The 19,244-nt window shown below is 71.7% G+C and carries 15 protein-coding genes; 3 read left to right on the forward strand and 12 right to left on the reverse strand.

What is annotated here, in order from left to right:
• Positions 1 to 4 precede the first annotated feature (4 nt).
• From ACO1BU_RS04390 to ACO1BU_RS04425, 8 genes are all read right to left on the reverse strand, one after another.
• Positions 5 to 2,242: a hybrid sensor histidine kinase/response regulator gene (locus ACO1BU_RS04390; RefSeq protein WP_424134692.1), complete on the reverse strand. Its 2,238-nt coding sequence runs from the start codon at positions 2,240 to 2,242 to the stop codon at positions 5 to 7.
• A 23-nt stretch (positions 2,243 to 2,265) separates the two neighbouring features.
• On the reverse strand, positions 2,266 to 3,936 hold the full coding sequence (locus ACO1BU_RS04395) for a methyl-accepting chemotaxis protein (protein WP_424134693.1): 1,671 nt from the start codon (positions 3,934 to 3,936) through the stop codon (positions 2,266 to 2,268).
• A 5-nt stretch (positions 3,937 to 3,941) separates the two neighbouring features.
• Positions 3,942 to 4,637 carry a chemotaxis protein CheW gene (locus ACO1BU_RS04400; protein ID WP_424134694.1) on the reverse strand — a complete coding sequence of 232 codons (696 nt, stop codon included), beginning with the start codon at positions 4,635 to 4,637 and terminating at the stop codon, positions 3,942 to 3,944.
• A complete protein-coding gene (locus ACO1BU_RS04405; RefSeq protein ID WP_424134695.1) occupies positions 4,634 to 6,070 on the reverse strand; it encodes a CheR family methyltransferase in 1,437 nt (478 codons plus the stop codon). The genes ACO1BU_RS04400 and ACO1BU_RS04405 overlap by 4 nt, the downstream gene beginning before the upstream one ends.
• Positions 6,067 to 6,612: a chemotaxis protein CheW gene (locus ACO1BU_RS04410; RefSeq protein ID WP_424134696.1), complete on the reverse strand. Its 546-nt coding sequence runs from the start codon at positions 6,610 to 6,612 to the stop codon at positions 6,067 to 6,069. Before ACO1BU_RS04410 ends, ACO1BU_RS04405 begins: the two co-directional genes overlap by 4 nt.
• 102 nt (positions 6,613 to 6,714) lie before the next feature.
• Entirely contained in the window at positions 6,715 to 7,452 is a 738-nt protein-coding gene (locus tag ACO1BU_RS04415) for a hypothetical protein (RefSeq protein WP_424134697.1), read from the reverse strand.
• A 70-nt stretch (positions 7,453 to 7,522) separates the two neighbouring features.
• Complete coding sequence (locus ACO1BU_RS04420; protein ID WP_424134698.1) at positions 7,523 to 7,885, reverse strand: hypothetical protein; 363 nt, start codon at positions 7,883 to 7,885, stop codon at positions 7,523 to 7,525.
• 44 nt (positions 7,886 to 7,929) lie between these two features.
• On the reverse strand, positions 7,930 to 8,625 hold the full coding sequence (locus ACO1BU_RS04425; protein WP_424134699.1) for a Fe2+-dependent dioxygenase: 696 nt from the start codon (positions 8,623 to 8,625) through the stop codon (positions 7,930 to 7,932).
• Between the two features lie 29 nt (positions 8,626 to 8,654).
• On the opposite strand from ACO1BU_RS04425, the gene ACO1BU_RS04430 reads away from it, so the two are divergent.
• On the forward strand, positions 8,655 to 9,551 hold the full coding sequence (locus ACO1BU_RS04430; RefSeq protein ID WP_424134700.1) for a hypothetical protein: 897 nt from the start codon (positions 8,655 to 8,657) through the stop codon (positions 9,549 to 9,551).
• The gene (locus ACO1BU_RS04435) at positions 9,548 to 10,915 is read left to right on the forward strand and encodes a cytochrome c peroxidase (protein ID WP_424134701.1); all 1,368 of its coding nucleotides are present in this window, start codon (positions 9,548 to 9,550) and stop codon (positions 10,913 to 10,915) included. The genes ACO1BU_RS04430 and ACO1BU_RS04435 overlap by 4 nt, the downstream gene beginning before the upstream one ends.
• Positions 10,916 to 11,012: 97 nt before the next feature.
• Here the strand turns inward: ACO1BU_RS04435 and ACO1BU_RS04440 are convergent, their stop codons facing one another.
• On the reverse strand, positions 11,013 to 12,242 hold the full coding sequence (locus tag ACO1BU_RS04440) for an MFS transporter (protein WP_424134702.1): 1,230 nt from the start codon (positions 12,240 to 12,242) through the stop codon (positions 11,013 to 11,015).
• Between the two features lie 198 nt (positions 12,243 to 12,440).
• Here ACO1BU_RS04440 and ACO1BU_RS04445 point away from each other — a divergent pair, with 198 nt between their 5' ends.
• Entirely contained in the window at positions 12,441 to 13,721 is a 1,281-nt protein-coding gene (locus tag ACO1BU_RS04445) for an ArgE/DapE family deacylase (RefSeq protein WP_424134703.1), read from the forward strand.
• Positions 13,722 to 13,757: 36 nt separating this feature from the next.
• Here the strand turns inward: ACO1BU_RS04445 and ACO1BU_RS04450 are convergent, their stop codons facing one another.
• The 3 genes from ACO1BU_RS04450 to ACO1BU_RS04460 all read right to left on the reverse strand — a co-directional run bounded on the left by ACO1BU_RS04450 (position 13,758) and on the right by ACO1BU_RS04460 (position 19,235).
• Positions 13,758 to 14,354: a hypothetical protein gene (locus tag ACO1BU_RS04450; RefSeq protein WP_424134704.1), complete on the reverse strand. Its 597-nt coding sequence runs from the start codon at positions 14,352 to 14,354 to the stop codon at positions 13,758 to 13,760.
• Between the two features lie 91 nt (positions 14,355 to 14,445).
• Positions 14,446 to 16,533 carry a hypothetical protein gene (locus ACO1BU_RS04455; protein WP_424134705.1) on the reverse strand — a complete coding sequence of 696 codons (2,088 nt, stop codon included), beginning with the start codon at positions 16,531 to 16,533 and terminating at the stop codon, positions 14,446 to 14,448.
• Entirely contained in the window at positions 16,533 to 19,235 is a 2,703-nt protein-coding gene (locus ACO1BU_RS04460) for a DUF4159 domain-containing protein (protein WP_424134706.1), read from the reverse strand. The genes ACO1BU_RS04455 and ACO1BU_RS04460 overlap by 1 nt, the downstream gene beginning before the upstream one ends.
• Between the last annotated feature and the right edge of the window lie 9 nt (positions 19,236 to 19,244).

The raw sequence follows: 19,244 nt of genomic DNA on the forward strand, positions 1-19,244 counted from the left end.
GAACTCAGATCAGTTGGCCGATGGTCGCCAGCAACGTCTGCTGGTCGAAGGCCTGCTTCGTCAGATAGGCGGTTGCGCCCAGCTCCATGCCGCGCTGCACATCGCCTGGGCTGTCGCGGGAAGTCATCAGCAACACCGGAATCCCCGCGAGATGAGGGTCGGCCCTGACCGCCTCCAGCAAACCGAACCCGTCCATGCGGGGCATTTCGACGTCGGCGAGGATAAGGTCAACCGATGCACCGGGCTCGCGCAGAGAGTTGAGGGCGTCCACCCCGTCCACGGCCAGGGTCACCCGGTAGCCGCCCGCCTCCAGGATGCTGCGCTCCAGCGTGCGGGTCGTGATGGAATCGTCCACCACCAGCACATGGCGTTGCCGCTCTGGTGCAGGGCGGGGCGGCGGGGCGGCGTAGGCGCCGGGCCGTGCCGCTTCCCGCAAGCCCCGATCCAGCAGCCCGTCCGGGCGCAGGACCAGTGCCACCGCCTCCCCCTCCAGCAGGGCGGCACCGGAGACGAGCGCGGTATCGAGCCCTGGGGCGTCCAGCTCCGTCACCACCAGGCTGCGGGCGTCGCGCAGGGCAGAGACGGAGAGCGCCAGCCGCGCCGTGCCGCGGGTCAGCAAAACCGCCGGAACCGGTCCGTCCGGCGGGGGCTCCTCCATCTGCCCCAGCAGGGGCGCGAGTGGCACCAAGGGCACCAGCGCTTCGTCCCCGCCCAAAGGCAGCCGTGCGACCGGCCGGCCCTCGGCGGTGGTCAGGCTCGCCGGGTTCAGCCGCAGGAGCGGCCCCACCGTGACCAGCCCGCCCCCGCCGGGCAGGCCGAACACCTGCCCCCCGGTCTCCACCAACAAGAGAATCTGCCGTCCGGTGGAGGGCGGCAATGCGATCACCACCTCCGCCCCGCCCTCGGCGCGCGGGCGCAAGGCGGCGGCGCCATGCAGCGCCCGCGCTGTCTCCGCCACCACCGACAGCCCCATGCCGCGGCCCGACAGGCTGTCCACCGCCGTTGCCGTGGAGAAGCCCGGTTCGAAGACCAGGGCGAGCAGCATTTCCGCCGGAAGGGGCGCGTTGCCGGGTGGGCGGGCCTGTAGCAGGCCCTGGCGGGTGGCTGTGGCCTCGATGGCAGCGAGGTCCGGCCCTGGTCCGTTGTCCCAGACGGTGATCGTCAGCCCGCCGCCATTCGCCGCCACGCGCAATCCGATCTCCGCGCGCCTTTCGTCCCGGGGCGCGCCATGGCCCAGCGCGTTGCGCAACAGGTGCAGCACCGGATCCTTCAGCGCCTGCAGCACGCGGCGCTCGGCCTGGGTTTCCATCCCCTCGGTTCGCACGGTCACCTCGCGTCCGGCTTCCCGCGCCATCTCCCGGGCGGCGGCGGCAAGGGGGCCGAGCACTGTGCCGGCGGGCACCAGGGCAATCGCTTCCACTTCCTCCCGCAGGGCCAGTGCTGCGCGATCCAGCGCGTCCTCGGCTGCGCGCGCCTGCCGGGAGAGGCCGGACGTCCGGCGCACAACCTCGCCCAGCGCCGCCTCGAAGCCGCGCAACCGGGGTGCGAGGGGCGGATCGGCTGCCAGCACGCCGCGCAGGCCTTCCCAGCCGCGCCGCAGGGACCGCAGCTCCGCCTCCAGCTCGCGCAACCCGGCCGCGGTGGAATCATGGCGCTGGATCAGCGCCTTCAGCCCGTACATGGCGGCGGAGAGCCGCTCCACGCGGCCGGCCTCCACCCGCAGATAGCCCTCGGCCAGGGGGGCGGGCTCGGCCGGCGCCGCAGGCCGGGCCGGCACGGAAGGTTCTACGGAGGAGGGCCCGGACGGTGCCGCGCGGGCCGGTGATGGCTCGGCAGGCTTTCCGGCGACCGCGGCATCGAGCGCCGCCAGGACCGGCTCCACCGGCGGGGGCTGCGCGCCCTCCGCCATGGCCATCGCCTGGGACTCGATCGCATCCAGCCCCCGGTGCAGCAAGGCGACCAGCGGCGGCGCCAGATGGGCCGCGCCGCCCCCGGCCTGCTCCGTCTCCTGCGCCAGCAGCGTCTCAAGCCGGTGGGCCACCGCTTCCAGCGCCGGCAGGTCCACGGCACGGGCGGCGCCCTTCAAGGAATGAGCGCGGCGGAACACCTCCCGCAGCGCCGGCGGCTCGAGCGCCACCGCGCCCGCCCCGTCCTCGGCCGAGAGGGCTTCGCGAATGGCGGCGAGGTGCTCACGGTGCTCGGCGGCGAAGGCCGCCAGCAGTTCCGCGCGGAAGTCGGACACGGGAAACCTCTACGTCCCGAGGCCTAGATCCGGTAGCGCTCGACGATCCGCACGAGCCCCTGGCTCAGCCCGGCCATGTTCGCGGCTGCCTGATCAAGCTGCCGCGTGCCAGAGGCGGTCTGCTGGCTGGCCTGCCGGATATTGGTCAGGGCGCCCATCACCTGCTCGATGCCGAGCTGCTGCTGGTTCGTGCTGGCGACGATCTGCTGGAAGGTCTGCACGGCCTCCTGCATGCGGGCGGTAATCTCGTGGATCGTCGCGTGGCTGGTGGTGCTGCGCTCGCGGCCGGTGGTGGCACGCTTCACCGCTTCCTCCGTCAGCATCACCGAGGAATTGATGCCGCGCTGGATGTCGCCAAGGATGGCCCGCACCTGCCCTGTCGCTTCCTTCGCCTGGTCGGCCAGGGACTTCAGCTCGGCCGCCACGACAGAGAAGCTGCGCCCGGCCTCACCAGCCGCCGCCGCCTCGATGGCCGCGTTCAGCGCCAGCAGGTGGCTGCGCTCGGAGATGTCGTTCACCGTCGCGGTGATCTCCCCGATCGCGGCGGTCTTCTCGCTCAGCGCCACGATGTTCTCGGCAACGCGCTCCGCCTGCTCGCGGATGTTGTCCATGGCGCGCACCGTCTCCTCCACGGCACGCAGCCCGTTGTCGCTGGTGCGGACGGTGGCCTGGGCGGCGGCGATCACCTCCTGCGCGCGCTTGCCGATCTGGGCGCCGGAATGGGTGATCTCATCCACCGTCGCGGCCGTTTCCTGCACGGCGGCAAGCTGCTCCTCCACGCTGGCAGCCTGCTCCTGCGTGCTGGCGCGGATCTCCGCGACCGCCGCGTCCAGTTGCTGTGTCGCTTCGCGGCTCTGGCTGGCCAGGTCTCGCAGCCCCGCGACCATGGCGTTCAGGGTCTCGCCGAGCCTACCCATCTCGTCACTGCCCTCGCGCGCCTGGGCGCCCGACAGGTCTCCGCGGCCGATCCGCTGCACGAATTCCATCAGTGTCTCCACCGGCCGCGCAATGGCCCGGCGGATAAGGAAGGAGACGAGGACGGCGATGAGGGCACCGGCCCCGGCGCCAGCCAGGATGAGCGTGCGCGCGCGATCGGTAATCTCTTCGATGCGCTGCTGGCCAAGCGCTGAAAGATGCGCTGTCGCCGCGTCCACGCGCTCCATCGCCTGATCCACCTCGGAGGCGCTATTGATGGCCGCCGGATCGGCAGCGATCACGCCGGCTACATCGTTGGCCTGGAGCAGACGAAGCTTCGACTCCACCCGGTCGCGATAGCGGGAGAGCATGGCGGAAACTTCGTTCAACCCGGTAATGACGCGGGCCCACGCCTCCCGCCGGTCATCCGAGAGCGCCTGGCCGGACAGGGTCTGTGCGGCGCTGAGGGCCTGGCTCAGGGCCGCCGAGGTATGACTGTTTGCCCGTTGCCAGTCCGTCAGGAAATCGGGCCCGGCCGGCGCGCCGGGCAGGGCGTGGCGGCCCAGGAAGGCCACCATGATGCGCTGCCGCGCGTCGCGCATCTCGACAAGCGCTTCCCGGAGTTCCGCGACCTGGCGCGTGACGGTGCCGTCGCGGGTAATGACGAGGCGGCTGGAGGAGCGCACCGTCTCGAACTGCTCGAGGCTCCAGAGGCCGAGGCCGATGGTGAGCAGCGTCAGCGTCACGAAGCCCAGCAGGGCTCGATTGGTAATGGACACGCGGGTCAGGCTCCGGGTGCGGGAGAGGAGGAGGCGGCAAAGGGCCGCAGAAGCCGGTCGAGGTCGAGCACGGCGAGGATCGTCTCTGTCTCGGTCTCTGCCTCAGGCGAGGCGCGAAGTGCCTCTGCCCCGGGCAAGGCGCCAAGCGCCTCTGCCACGGCCAGGCCGGGGCTGTGCGAGGCCGGGCTTTGTAGCCGCGCGTGGAAGGCCACGGCGCCGCTGGTGCTCGGGGGGGCATGCTCCGGCGGTAAGGGAAGGGGCGCCTGGGCCGCGAGGGCACGTCCCACCCGCAGGGCGAAGCGACGGTTCCCGGTGGTCCCGGCGGCGCGCGGCCCTGGCCGCAGCAGCACGTCATGTCCCCCGGCACTGGCCTCCGACCTGTCGGGGATGATCCCGAGCAGGGTGGCGAGATCCAGCACAGTATGCAGCCGGCCGCCGCGGGCGCGCAGACCGAGCACCGCAGGCGGGCTGCCTGGCAAGGGAGTGGGCGGAGCGACCGGCAGCACCTCGGCCACATGGCGCAGGTCCAGCCCAAAGCGTTCCGCGCCGACCGCCAGCACCAGGACGGGCGCCGCTGCCGCGGCCTGGGGCGCGGCACCGCGGCGGGCGAGCCGTTCGGCACGCTCATCCAGCAGCCGCGCAACACGTGCTTCGCCGAGGTCGCCCAGGATTTCGGGAGCGGGCAGGGGGCGCTGGGTCATCGCGCGGCCCTGTCCCGTCCGGACAGATGATACCGCGCGAGGCCGAGCAGGGTTTCCGCTGTCATCCCATCGCCCTCCTCCAGCACCGTTCCTCCGGGCAGGGCGCGGGCCAGCCGCGCCGCATTGGCGATGCTGCGCCGCCCAGCTTCCGTCGCCCCCCGGTCAAGCAGCAGCAGGCCGAGTTGGTAGTGCGCCGCCACGAAGCCCTTGTCGAGGTAGAGGGCGCGCCGCAGCGCGGCTTCCGCTGCCGCCGTGTCGTCCAATGCGCGTGCGATGAGCCCGTCCAGCAGGTGCAATGCGGCGATCGTCGGATAGGCCCGAAGCCCCTCCCGAAGCGTCTCCCGTGCATCATGAAGTGCGCCGGAATCCGCTTGAGCGCGGGCACGGTTCAGCAGGGCGCCCGGGCCATCCGTATCCACGGGTCCCGCTTCCGCCGCAGGCAACTGGATTCGCGGAGGAACCGGGCGAGGCGCAGGAGCCGGACGAGGCAAAGGTGGAGCGGGCGCGGCCAAGGGATGCGCCACCTCTGGCTCTGCTTGGGGTGGGGTGCGGGGCGCCTCCTGCTGATCCGCGGTCCCGGCCTCCACGGGAAGGGCGGGGCGCCAGGCTGTCGTTCCCGGCAGGGCTACGGGCTGCAGGAAGGCGTTGAAGGCCGGATCGGGCTCCGAATGGCCCAGCAAAAGCCAGCCATCCGGCGCCAGCCGGCTGCCGAGCGCCCGGACCAGTTGCGGCACCACCTCCCGGTCGAGATAGATCAGCACGTTCCGGCAGAGGATCAGGTCGAAGCCTGTCATGCCCAGTGGCAGGCTGTCATCCAGCAGGCCAAGGAGGTTCTGCCGTTCGAAGCGCACCGTGCCGCGATGCTCGGGCCGGAGCTGCCAGGCACGGCCGCTCTCCAGCGAGAGGAAGTCCTGCGCGCATTCGGCTGGGCCCAGGCCCCGCAGTGCCCAGGGGCTGAAGCGGGCCTGGCGCGCCGCTTCCAACGCCGCCTCGCTGATATCGGTGCCGAGGATGGTGATGCTCCATTCCCGATGTGCCGCGCCCAGAAGACGGCGCAGCAGGATCGCGACGGAATAGGGCTCCGCTCCGGTCGAGCAACCGGCCGACCAGATGCGCAGCCGCCGCTGCTCCGCCCGGCGAGCGATGAGGTTCGGCAGGATTGTGTCCCGCAAGGCGTCGAACTGGCCGGCATCGCGGAAGAAGAAGGTCTCCCCGATGGTGATTTCGGATTCGAGGGCGGCCCATTCCGCCTCGCCTTCCCCCAGCAGGGCGAGGTAGCCGGTGCTGTTTCCTGTGCCGGTGGCGCGGATGCGGCGTTGCACCCGTTCCCAGAGCGCGGAGTCCTTGTCTTCGTAATAGGCGTGGCCGGTGCGCTCGATGATCCGCCGCTTCAGTTCGGGGAAGGTGTCGTCCGGCTGAGTGGCCGCTGTCATGCCAGGTCGCCGGCCGTGCCCCATTGTGCCAGCCGGCGCTGTGCTTGCTCAGAGAGCGCTTCGAGAATTGCGGCCTCCTGCGCCAGCAGCAGGCGGGCGGGATCCAGTAGGTGGGCGCTGCCGACCGGGGTCGCGATCTCGCCAGTGACGATGCCGCCGGGCGAGCGCTCCGCCCCCAGCGGACGGAGCGGCAACCCGGCTGGCAACACGTCCGCCACCCGGTCCACCAGCAGGGCAAAGGCGGATTCCGGCCCGCCGGCAGGCCGGTCGAGCAGGATGAGGTGGCGGTAGGGATGGGGCTCGCCGCGCGGAAGGCCAAGAAGCAAGGCCAACTCCACCACCGGCACGGCGGTGCCACCCAGATTCATGAAGCCGGCCAGCGGCGATGGCAGGCCAGGTGGGGAATCGAGCCGTGGGAGTGGCAGCAGCGCCCGCACGGCGCTGCGCGGCAGGGCGCAGGGCTGCCCACTCAGGTCGAACAGAACCAGCGGGCCGGCCTCTGGGCCCGGCTCCTCAGCTGGCAGGTCTTGCGGCGGGGGCATCGCTCTCCTCGCGGGTGCGAGGGCGGTAACACGAGCGGGGCGGCGCGGCCAAGCGGGCAGCAGGGCTTCCAGGCCCGGCCGCCTGGTGCGGCCGGCAGCCGTTCAGCGGGCGCGATGCCGGCCCGAGGACTGCGTCCGCACAGGCGCCGCCGGCCGCGGTTCGGCCCCGGCCGGGCGTCCCGCATCAAAGCCGAGGAAGCCAATCTCCGGGCGTGGCGACCCGCCATCATTCGCGAAGAGCACTGCACGCGCCGGAAGGGCGGGGGCGGCGCCCGGCGCCCGGCCACGCGGCGCCTCGCGGGTGGCCGCAGCGCGGGGCGGCTCATCGGCCCCGGGCAGGCTGGCGACGGAGGGGGCGTTCAGGTTTTCGCCCGCGGCGCGGCCGCGCCGTCCGGCCGTGGCCGGGAGGGGGGCGGCTGGCTCAGCGGGCGCCTGGGACGGGCCACTGCCCGAGCTGCCGCGCGCCGAGAGCAGATAGAAGACGATCTCGTTCCGCCCCTGATCCACTGCCGCATCCACCGGGGTCAGGCCGAGCTGGTTGCGCGCGTTCAGATCCGCGCCCCGCCCCATCGCGTCCCGGGCCGCGGCGAGGTCGCCGCGGTTGATGGCGTCGAACAGCGCGTCATTCGGCGAGAGGCTGGCGGTCGGGGTTTCGGGCGGGATGGGTTCCACTGCGCGGCGGCCAGCCAGGCCCGGCAGGGCCGGCGGCGGCGGTCGGGTCGCCTGGCCGGTGGGCATGGGGGCGTTGCGTCCGACCCCCTGCGCCCGGACCTCCGGGCTGAGGAGGACGGAGGCCAGCAGCGGACCGGCCAGGGCCAGGAGGAGGGAAAGGCGGCGCATAGCCTTGCCTATAGCCGCGCGGCGCCGCCGGGGCCACTCCCGGAAGGCACGGCCTTCCCTAGGGCTGGTGTCACGCACAGCCTTCGCCCCGATAGACATAGCCGGCCACGCGCCCGTCCCTCAGGGCGAAGGTCACATCGCATTGTACGGGGGCATAGATCGTCGGGCCGAAGCCGAAGCCACCATAATAGCCGCGCCTATAGGGCCCGATCGGCCCACCGGCGTAGCCGCCGGGCAGGGCGACGGTGCGCTGCTCCTCATATTGCAGGAATCTCTGCCCACCAGTTTCGTAATTGCGGTTCGGCACGCCCAGCGCCTGCACCAGCTCAAGCTCCGTGCGCCCGACATAGCTGGAAAGGCGCTCGTCAATGGTGGGGCCTCTGGCGCAGGCCGCCAGGCCAAGCAGGGGGAGCAGGATCAGGGCGTGGCGCATGGATGGTAATCTGGGTTCACAATGCGCCGGCGGAAGGACCCCGTTCATGTTTCGGCCCAGCGCCGCAGCAGGGCCGCGCGGGATTTCGCCAGCAGGTCGAAGGCGCGCGACTTGCCCTCCCGCGCGAAGAGGTCCCTGCGCGCCGTGTCGAGGTCGAAGAGGATGTCCCGGCAGGCCGCGTCGCGCACCAGGCTCTGCACCCAGGTTACCCCGACCAGGCGCTCTCCGCGCGTGACGGGGGCGACGCGGTGCAGGGTGCCGGCGGGATAGGCCACCGCCTCGCCGGCGCCGAGGCGCACGGCCATCTCCCCTGCCGTCGTCTCGATTACCAGCTCGCCGCCATCATAGGTTTCGGGGTCGGAGAGGAAGAGGGTGACAGCCACGTCGCCCCGTAGCGGCGCCTCCCCGCGCGGGTCCGAGGGGGCGCCGCCGCCCATCAGCGCATCATCCACATGGGTGCCATAGGTCTTGCCGGGGGCGTAGCGGGCGAAGAGGAAGGGACGCATCCGGCGGGGCAGGATGGCGGCGCGGAACACCTCGTTGCGTTCCAGCGCATCGGCGGCGATGGAGGCAGCCTCCCGCGCCAGAGGGTCCAGCGGGTCGGCCTGCTCATTCTCCTTCACGCCGCGGGCGTGCCAGCCGGCCGTTGCGGCCCCGTCGCTGAAGGCGGAGCTGGCCAGCAGAGTGCGCAGCTTGCCGAGGGTCTCGGGCGGAAGCACATTGGGGATGCAAACGATCATCGCTCGCAGCTTGGCAGGAGAGTTCACCGATGGGGAGTGGTCCGGTTCGATTCGGTCCGCTGCGGCTCTGGGTGGGAGTGGGGGCCTTCGCCCTTGCCGGCATGCCCGTGCAGCCTGCCGGCGCCCAGGCTCCCGCTTCGGAGGCGCGGCCCGCCGCGCCGGGTGCTCAGACGCCCGCCGCCGTTCCCTCCCATGCCGGCCATGGCGCCATGATGGGCCAGGGCGGGGAAGGCGGTGAGGGCGGCGAGGGGGGTGAGAGCGGCGCCCTGATGAGCGCGTCGCCCGACATTTCCTTCGCTGGGCGACTGATGCTGGTGCGTGGCCACCTGGCCGTGGGCATAGAACTGGCCCGGGCTGGCGCCTGGGACGACGCGGTCTTCCACTTCCTTCATCCGAAGGAGGAGATCTACGAGGCTCTGAGCCCCGAATTGCAGCGGCGCCGCGCCCCCGGCTTCATTGATGACCTGGACGCGCTGGCCGCCCGCGTGCGCGCCAAGCAGGGTGGGCCGGAGCTGGAAGCGGCCTATCGGCAGACACTGGCCGCGGTGGACCGCGCCTGGACCACCGGCCTTCCCGCACAGGAGCGGAACGCGCCCGCCTTCGTGGCCGAGGTCGCTGCCCGCACCATGCGCTCCGCAGCCGCCGAGTACGAGGCGGCGATCGAGGATGGCCGCATCGCGAATGTCGTGGAGTATCAGGACGGCCATGGCTTCCTGCTGGAGGCCGACGCCCTGCTGAACCGCCACGCCGCCGCCCTGCGCGCCGCCCCCGATGGGGAGAAGGACTGGGCGGAACTGCAAGCCGCCATGGGAGTGCTGCGCCCTGTCTGGCCCACGGCCCAGCCGCCCGCCCGCCCCGTGCTGGGCGTCGCCGAGGTGATCGCGGCCGTGGGGCGGCTTGAGCGGGCGGCGCTGGCCTGGCGGTGACGCGGCGCTTTCTGGATGGGCTGTTGGCGGGGGCGCTGCTCCTGCTCTCGGCGGTCAGCGTCGGCGCGCTGATCGCGCCGGCCGGCTCCGCCGATCCCGGATCGGCGGCGGAGGATGCCGCGCTGCGCGCCGCCTATCGCCGCCCCGCCGAGCCGCCGCCCACGCCCGCGGAGAACCCCTTCACCGCCGAGAAGGCACAGCTTGGCCGGCGGCTCTTCTTCGATCCGTCGCTTTCCGCCTCCGGCACCATGTCCTGCGCCACCTGCCACGAGCCGGCGCGGGGCTTCACGGATGGCCGCAAGCTCTCCCGCGGGAATGACGGGCGGGATCTGCGCCGCAAGGCGCCGACGCTTTGGAACCTGGCCTGGGCGCCCTTCCTGTTCTGGGATGGCCGCGCCGAGGGGCTGGAGGCGCAGGCCGAGGGACCGATCGAGGCGCATGAGGAAATGGGCCAGCCGCTGGGCGCGCTGGCCGAGCGGATGGCCGGCGATGCCGGCTGGCGCGCCGCCTTCGGCACCGCCTTCCCCGGCGAGGCCCAGCCGGTGACGCGCGAGAACCTTGTCCGCGCGCTGGCAAGCTGGGAACGCACGCTGATCTCCCCCCGCACGCGTTTCGATGCCTGGGTGGAGGGCGACGATTCGGCGCTGACTCCGCAGGAGCGGCGCGGGTTGTCCCTGTTCCACGGCCCCGCCGGATGTGCGAACTGCCATTCGGGCTGGGCCTTCACCGACTACGCTTTCTATGACATCGGCCTGCCCGAGGGACCGGCGCCGGATCTGGGCCGCGGCCCCGTGCTGGGGCTGGAGCAGACCAACCACGCCTTCAAGACGCCGAGCCTGCGCGAAGTCATGCGCCGCGCGCCCTATATGCATGACGGCTCGATCCCGACGATCGAGGCAGTGATCGAGCATTATGCGAACGGCGTCGTGCAGCGCCCGACCCTGCCGCCGGAGCTGCCTCGGCGCCTGACGCTGGATGACGGGCAGCGCGCGGACCTGATCGCCTTCCTGGCCACCCTGACCAGCCCGCCCGACGCGCCACTGCCGGAGATGGCAACGCCGCCCGCCGCGACCCCGGCTGTCACCGCCGCCATGGCGCCGGTGGCGCGGGCGCACGTGTCCCAGCGTGGGCGCCAGTTCGCGCCGCTGCGCGCGGCGATTACGGCGGGGGGCGTGCTGGAGATCGCCAATGACGACAACACCTCCCACAACATCCGCATCGACGCGCCCGACCTGCACCTGAACAGCGGCATCCAGGATCCCGGCCAGACCGTGACCTGGCAATTGGATAAGCCGGGGCGCTACGTGGCCTTCTGCGGGATCCATCCGAAGATGCGGCTGGAGGTGACGGTCGTCGGGCCTTGAGGCAACCGAGCCGGGGCCTTCATGCTCTTGCGGCTCCGTCACTCATGGCGGAGTCGACAGTCATGCGGTGGCCGCATCCGCGACGCGGTGGGAAGTGTCAGGCCGGGACGGGCCGCGGGTCTACCGCCGGCGGCCGCGGGGGGCGCACCGCATAGGCAATCTGGATGGCCCCGGCGAACAGCCCCATGCCGACCCCGAGCTGCCAGGCCAGCACATAGTCGCCGCGCAGGTCGAACAGCACCCCGCCGCCATAGGCGCCGAGGAAGGAGCCGATCTGGTGCGACATGAAGGCGATGCCCTGGATCATCGCCATGAAGCGCAGGCCGAACATCTCCATCACCAGGCCGGAGACGAGCGGCACCACCCCGAGCCAGAGGAAGCCGATCACCGCCGCGAAGATGATCGTTGATGCTTCCGTGGGCGGCCAGGCGAAGTAGAGCCCGAGCACCAGTGAGCGCGTGATATAGAGGCTGCCGACCAGAAGTCCCTTGTTCCAGCGCCCGCCCGCCCAGCCGAAGAAGAGCGAGCCGAGCACGTTGAACCCGCCGATCGTTCCTAGCGCCTTGGCCGAGAGCATCGGGTCCTGGCCACAGAGATCGAGATAGGAGGGCAGGTGCGTGCTCAGGAAGATGAGCTGAAGCCCGCAGACGAAATAGGCCCCCGCCAGAACGAGGAAGGGCGTATGCCTCAGCGCACGGGACAGGGCCGCGCCCATGCCCGGCGCCTCGCCGACCGGCTGCGGGGGCATCGGCACGCGGTCCACCCGGCCGGCTATCCAGGCCGCTGGCAGCATGGCGGCCGCAAGCGCCAGGAAGCCCAGGACTCCGGCCCGCCAGCCCCAGCCTTCGGACAGGATCTGGCCGATCGGTGCCGTGATCAGCGCCCCCACGGACCCCGCCGCCGAAACCAGCCCGAGCACCGAGGAGCGCATGCTTGCGGGCACAGGGCGCGAGGCGACCGCCATCGCCATCCCGCTGCCGAGGCAGGACATCGCCAGACCCATCAGGAGCCCTGGCCCGATCATCAGCCCGGTGGTGCCCCGTGCCAGCGCCATCACGGCAAGGCCGATGAGATAGGAGGTGACGCCCAGCATCAGCATGGGCCGGAACCCCCAGCGCACCGCCGCCGCCCCAGCGAAGGGCTGCAGCAGCCCCCAGGAGAGATTCTGCACCGCGATGGCGAGGGTGAAGTCGGCGACGGCCACGCCGAGCTCGCGCGTCGCCGGCACCATGAACAGGCCGAGGCTCTGGCGAATGCCCATGGCGAGGGAGAGCATGACCGCCGTGCCAGCCAGAATGGGCAGGACGGCACGGATGGCGGGGTTCATGCGGACATACTCGCCCCCGCGTCGCACCTGTGTCGAGGCAGGGGGCCTGCACTGCTGCGAGAGGTAGCGGAGGCGTGCCCGGCTGGCACCCATGCACGAGGCTGGTCTGCCAGACGGGATGCCGCGCCGCCGGCCCGGCTTTCCTGCCACCTGTTTCGTGGTCCATCATCCCCGGGCCACCAAACAGGACGTGCCGCCTTGCCCGACCCTGCCATCCTCAACCGCCTGCGCGTCGCGGTGGAGAAGAACTTCGAGGCCCAGACCGCCTTCCTCTCCGATCTCGTCCGCTTCCCCAGCCTGCGCGGGCGTGAGGCGCCGTTGCAGGACTGGTTCGCGCGGCAGATGGCGCAACGCGGCTACTCCGTGGATCGCTACACCCTGGCCGATGTGCCGCTGGAGTCACATGAGAAGGCCGCGCCGATGGTCGATGTGGACCCGGCCGGTTCCGTGCAGGTGGTCGCGACGAAGCGCGCGAAGGATGCGGGCGGGCGCAGCCTGATTGTTCAGGGGCATATCGACGTGGTGCCGGAAGGCCCGGCGGAGATGTGGACGCACCCGCCCTATGCCGGCGTGGTCAGGGATGGCTGGCTGTATGGCCGCGGCGCGAACGACATGAAGGCGGGCGTTGCCGCCATGGTCTTCGCCATGGACGCGCTGCGCGACGCCGGGCTGACGCCGCAGGGCGACATCCATCTGCAGACCGTGACGGAGGAGGAGAGCACGGGCAATGGCGCGCTCTCCACCCTGCTGCGCGGCTATCGCGCCGATGCCTGCCTTATCCCCGAGCCCACGGCGGGCACCATCACCCGCGCGCATACGGGCACGCTGTGGTTCCGCCTGCGCGTGCGCGGCGTGCCCGTGCATGTCGCGGTGGCCGATTCCGGCACGAACGCCATCCTCTCCGCCATGCACCTGATCCGCGCCTTGCAGGACCACACGGTGGCGCTGAACGAGAAGGCGAAGGCCGATCCCTCCTTCGGCATGGTGAAGAACCCGATCAAGTTCAACCCCGGCATCATCCGCGGTGGCGATTGGGCTTCCTCCACGCCGTCCTGGTGCGAGGTGGACTGCCGTATCGGCCTCACCCCCTCGATGGAGGTGGCGGAGGTGATGCGTGGCGTGGAGAAGGCCGTGGAGGCGGCGCGGGCCGGCGATGCCTTCCTCTCCAACAACCCGCCCGAAATCACCTGGCACGGCTTCCAGGCCGATGGCTATGTGCTGGAACCCGGCAGTGAGGCGGAGCGCATCCTGGCCGCCGCGCACCAGGCCGCCTTTGGTGCCGAGATGGAGGAGCGCCGCTCCACCGCCGTGAACGACACGCGGTATTACGGCCGCTACTACGCCATGCCCGCGCTCTGCTACGGGCCGGGCGGCGAGGGGAATCACGGTTTCGACGAGCGCACCAATCTGGACCTGCTGAAGAAGACGACACTTTCGATGGCCGCCTTCATCGCGGATTGGTGCGGGGTGGAAGGCTGAAGCGCCCGGCCCGGCAGCCGCCGGGCCGGAAAGCGCTCACTGGCGCGGATTCATCGCCTTCGGATCGAAGGGACGATAATCCGCGGGCACGCGGAAGCGCGCGGAATCCTGGCTTGCATAGTCCAGCTGCGTGGCGGTGGTCGCATCCCCGGGCTTGCCGTCCTCGAACTCCACCATGCGAAGCGGCACGCCGTCGGCGGTGACGCAGGCCTCCTTCACCTCTGGCTCGTCCTCCGGATCTTCCTTCGGTTCCTCGATCCGCCAGACCGTACAGCTATGCCCGGCCACCCGGTCGGTGCCCTTGCGCGTTACGCGGCTGCCGGGCTCGACCAGGCCGATTCCCGGGCCGCGATCATCGTCACTGGCGCCTTCGACGAACATGCGGTGCTCGGTCATCAGGATGGTCGTGCGATTGGTGCGGGTGTTCTGCAGCAGTGCGCCGCCTGCGGTATCGATGCGAAGAATGCCCTCCGCATTCAGCCAGGACATACGGAGCTCCCGGCCACGGCTGCCGCTCTCCCGGTAGGTCGCGGCGAAATCGCGGGTCGGGGCGGATGGCGGCCCATTGCCCGACTGGGCCAGGGCGGGGGCCGTAAGGCCCAGCACGGCGGCGGTGGCGATGACAAGGCGCAAAACGGTTCTCCCCCGATACGATCACCGCCGTGTCGCCGCAGAAGCGCCGCCGGTCAACCGCCAGGTGGGATGCCGGAGAAAAGGCCGAAGCTTATCGCCCCTCCCGCCGCCACGCGATCACCGCCACGCCCAGCACCAGCAGCAGCGCCAGCCAGGGCGGCAGCAGCGGCAGGGCGGAAATGCCGGTTATTGTATGGTCCTCCCGCCGCAGCAGCCCGATCCAGCCGGGCCCGCTGGTGTCGCGCCCCATGGAGACGCGGCGGATATCGGGCAGCGCGGACCCATCCCCGATCCAGCGGGCCGCGCCGCCGGAGGACTCGACCGCGCCCTGCATCCGCCCGGCATCGGCGCGAAGATCGGCGATCTCGGGTGGGTTGGCGGCCTCAGCGGCGGCGAAGACGGTGCGGGTGCCGTCGGTGGCGGACCAGACGCCGGCCTGGGGCGCGGGCAGCGCCACCACGGCGCGGCCGCCTTCCCGGCGCTCCGGCGCGTGGCGGGACACCGTGCCGTCCGGCGCGGTGACGGTAATCTGGGGCGGCGGCGTGTCCGAAAGGCTGTGGCGGGTAACGGTCAGCTGCCCCTGGGCGATGGTGGCCGTCAGATCCTCCTCTTCCAGCTCCGGCTCGCGCATCAGCCAGTGGGCGATGCGGCGCAGCAACTCCGCCTGGGGGCCGCCGCCGTCATGGCCGCGGGACCAGAGCCAGATCTGGTCGGACAGCAGCAGCGCCACGCGGCCCTCGCCCACGCGGTCGAGCAGCAACAGGGGACTGCCGTCCGGGCCATTCATGATGTTGGCGCCGCTGCGCGGCTCGGCGCGCAGCATGCGATACCAGCGGCCCCAACTCGCCTGCGCCGCGGCATTGGCATTGGCGCCGGTCAGTCCCTCAGTCACGGGATGGCGCAGCCCGGTTTCGCTCACCTGGGCGCGGAAGGGAGCTTCCAGCACTGGCTGGCTGCCGGGCACCGGCCGCGCAGGCAGCACGGCGCCGAGTGGCGTGCTGGCGAGGGACGAGGCCCCGGCGAATTCCGGCCCCACCGATAGCAGCAGCGCACCACCCTGGCGCACATGCTCGGCAATGTTGCGGAGATATTGCGGCGGCAGGATGCCCCTGTTGGAGAAGCGGTCGAAGACGATCAGGTCGAAGTCGCGCAGCTTCTGCTGGAACAGCTCACGCACGGGGAAGGCGATCAGCGCCAGCTCGTTCAGCGGCGTCAGGTCGTCCTTCTCGGGCGGGCGCAGGATAGTGAAATGCACCAGATCCACATTCGGATCGGCCTTCAGCAGTCGGCGCCAGGTGCGCTCGCCCGCATGCGGCTCACCGGAGACGAGCAGCACGCGCAGCCGGTCGCGCACGCCGTTCACGGTGACAATGGCCCTGTTGTTCACCGTGCTGACCTCGCCGGAGCGTTCCTCGGCGGTGATTTCGATCACGCTCGGGCCGCCGCGTTCGATCGGCACGGCGATGCGGTGCTCGCGGCCGGGCACCACGCTCTCGGTCAGCGGCGCATTGCCGTCGCGGCGAATGGAAAGGCGCACCGGCGGCTGCGGGCTGCCCGCGGGGATGCCGAGATCCTCCACCATCACCCGCAGCTCGACGCCCCTGCCGACGATGCCGAAGCCGGGTGCCTCGATCACGCGCAACCGCCGGTCCACCTCGCCCGCGCGGCCCGGCAGAAGCAGGTGCAGCGGTGCGTCACCGGGGAAGTTGTTCGGCGCGTCATGCACCTGACCGTCGCTGAGCGCGATGACGCCTGCCAGCCGCGCACGGGGGATGTCGGCCAGCCCGCGCTCGATGGCCGTGAAGAGGCGCGTGCCCTGGCTGCCGCCTTCCTCCGCCGTCACGGTGCGCAGCTCCAGGTCGGGCAGGCGGCCGATGCGTGCCTCGATGGCCGTGCGGGCTGCGGCGATGGCAGCCTCCCGCCCAGCTACCTCCGTGGAGGCGCTGTGATCCACCGCGAGCAGCGCGATATCGGGCCGCACCTCCCGCGTCTGTTGCACCAGCCGGGGATTGGCGATGGCGCCAAGAATCAGCAGGAAGGCGAGCGCCCGCCACCACGCGCCGCGTGCCCGCCGCAGGATCGCAGGCACCAGCGCGAGCACCGCGAGCACAGCAAGCGCCATGAGCAGCCAGTGCGGCAGGATTGGCGCAAGGTCGATGGATGTGAGGGAACGGACCATCAGTTTCCGAGGCGCTCCAGGATGGCCGGCACATGCACCTGGTCACCCTTGTAGTTGCCGGTCAGCGCGTAGATCACGAGATTGACGCCGAAGCGGTAGGCCAGCGTCCGCTGCCGCGCGCCGCCGGGGATCACGGCATAGGGGTTGTTCCCGCGCGCATCGACGGCCCAGGCCGAGGCCCAGTCATGGCCGCCGATGATGACGGGGCTGACGCTGTCATTCGCCCGGTCCGTGTCGCGCGCCACCCAGATCGGGCCGCCAGCATAGCGGCCGGGCAGGTCGTGCAGCAGATAGAAGGCGCGCTTCAGCACATGCTCTTCCGGCACCGGGGCCAGCGGCGGCACCTGCAGGTTCCGTGTCAGCCGCCGCAGCGCCGCATCGGCACCCAGCGACACGCCCTCGCCGGAACCTTCGTTCCTCGTGTCGAAGAGAATGATGCCGCCATTGCGCATGAAGGTGTTCAGCGCCTCCACGGCGGCGGGATCCGGTGCGGGCGCGTCCGGCAGCACCACCCAGTAGAGCAGCGGGTAGAAGGAAAGATCATCCGTCCCGGGGCGCAGCGCGACAGGCTCGGCCAGGGCGGCGGCGGTGCGGCGGTTCACATATTCGGACAGGCCCACCAGCCCCTGGCGCGATACCTCGTCGGTCTGCGTATCGCCCGTGATGACATAGCCGAGGCGTGTGGAAAGCGCCGCCGCGCCCTCCGGCTGCCCCTGCTGCGCGGAGGCAGCGCCCGGCACCAGAAGAAGGAGCGCCACCGCAGCCGCCCGTGCCCGCAGCCCGAGGCCACGGCTTTGCAGCGAGAGCAGTAGGTCCGCCGCCAGCAGCACCAGCGCCGCGGCCAGAAGCCAGGGGCCGAGATCGCGCTCGGCTGGCACGCCGCCGATCCGCGTCTCCCGCGCACCGGCAGGCGTCGGCGCCGCGGCGCGCAATTCGGGAAGATGCGCGGAAAGGTTCAGCGCCCGCCGCTCCCCGCCCTCGCCGGGCGTGCCGTACCAGCCCGGTGGATGGCGCGGGCCGGGGCGGGTCGCGTCGAGCTGCGCCGCCGTGATCGGCCCGGCTGCCGGCGGCGGGGCGCCGAGGCGGCCGAAGCCGTCCAGCGTCTCGATCGGCGCGAGCGGCGCGTCACCCTCGCTGCCCACCACGCCGGATGAGAGCGCGACGATGCGCCGGAGCATGTCGATATAGAGGCCCGAGAGCGGCAGGTTGGACCAATCCGCATTGGCGGTGACATGGAACAGCACGATCCGCCCGGCACCACGGTTCTCAAAGGTCACCAGTGGCGTGCCGTCGCTCAGCCTTGCCCAGCTCCGTTCTGCCAGCCGCGGGATCGGTTCGGCCAGGACCTGGGTGGAGACCGTCACCTCGGCGGGCGGGTTCAGCCCGGCGAAGGGACTGCCCTCCGGGAAGGGCGCCAGGGTCTGCGGACGTTCCCAGGAAAGGGCGCTGCCCAGGGCGCGTTCACCGGCGCGCAGCGGCACCGGCAGCAGGGCATCGCCTTTCTCCGCCAGGCGCGGGCCAGCGAAGCGAAGCAGCAGCCCGCCATTCTCCACGAAGCGCGTCACCGCCTCCGTCTCCGGCCCTTCCGCCAGCGGGCGGTCGGCGAGGACCAGCACGGCAAGGCGGCGCGAGAGAAGCTGCTCCAGCGTCCCGCGCCGGATTTCGGCGGTCGGGGAGAGGGCACGGTCGAGATAGTAGAGCGAGCCGGTCAGCGGCGTGTCGGCGGATTCCTCCTGTGCCGAGAGCAGGCCCACGGGGCGACGGCGGAAGCGCTCATCCAGCAGCACCACGCCTGCTGCGCCGGGCGCGTCGCCCTCCAGCACGAGCTGCGTGACGCTGTTGCGGATCTCGATCGGCAGGTCCAGCGCGCCCTCCGTCTCAGTGGCGCCGGCGGCGAAGGACAGGGCGGCGCGACCGAGGGTGCGGCCATCCGGCGTCATCGCCAGCACGCCCGTCTCGCCGGCCGGGCCGCCGGGGGCGCGCCGAAGGCTGAGGATGAGGCGGTCCGCCTCCGCCCGGGGCGGCGTCAGTACGCGGGCGGTGCCGGGCGCCCCGCGCGCCACCTGCAGCGGGCCAGCCGAGGCCAAGGCATTCATCAGTGCCGAGCCATCATCGCCGCCCTGCGCCAGCCCGTCTGTCACATAGAGGCTGGCGAAGGCGCCGCCAGGCCAGGATTGCAGCGCGGCCAGCGCAGCGGCGCGATCAGGCGCCCAGGGATGCGGGCGCAATGCGGCGAGGCGGGACCGCGCCTCCTCGGCCGGCATCCAGCCGGTGGGGCGGGGTGCTTCGCCGGTCGCAGCCGGGGCCGTGGCTAGCAGCGCCACGCGCCGGCCGGAGCGGGCGGCAGCGTCCAGCGCCGCGCCCGCCACCGCCATGCGATCCGGCCAGTCGGAAGCCGAGGCCCATCCGTTATCCACCACGACCAGCAGCGGCGCTTCGGCGGCATCGCCCTGTGCCGCGTTCCAGACCGGCCGCGCCAGGCCGAGTACGATCAGCGCGGCAGCCAGTAGCCGGATCAGCAGTAGCCACCAGGGCGTGCGCGCGGGCGTCTCTTCCACCGCCGGCAGGTCGCGTAGGAAACGGGCAGGGGGAAAGGACTGCCGGCGCGGCGTGGGCGGGGTGACCCGCAGCAGCCACCACAGGGCAGGCAGGGCAGCGAGCGCGACCAGCAGCCAGGGCGCGGCGAAAGAGAGGCCGCCCATCAACGGGAA

It is taken from the genome of Roseomonas chloroacetimidivorans, assembly GCF_049629625.1.
Classification (GTDB): domain Bacteria; phylum Pseudomonadota; class Alphaproteobacteria; order Acetobacterales; family Acetobacteraceae; genus Roseomonas; species Roseomonas chloroacetimidivorans.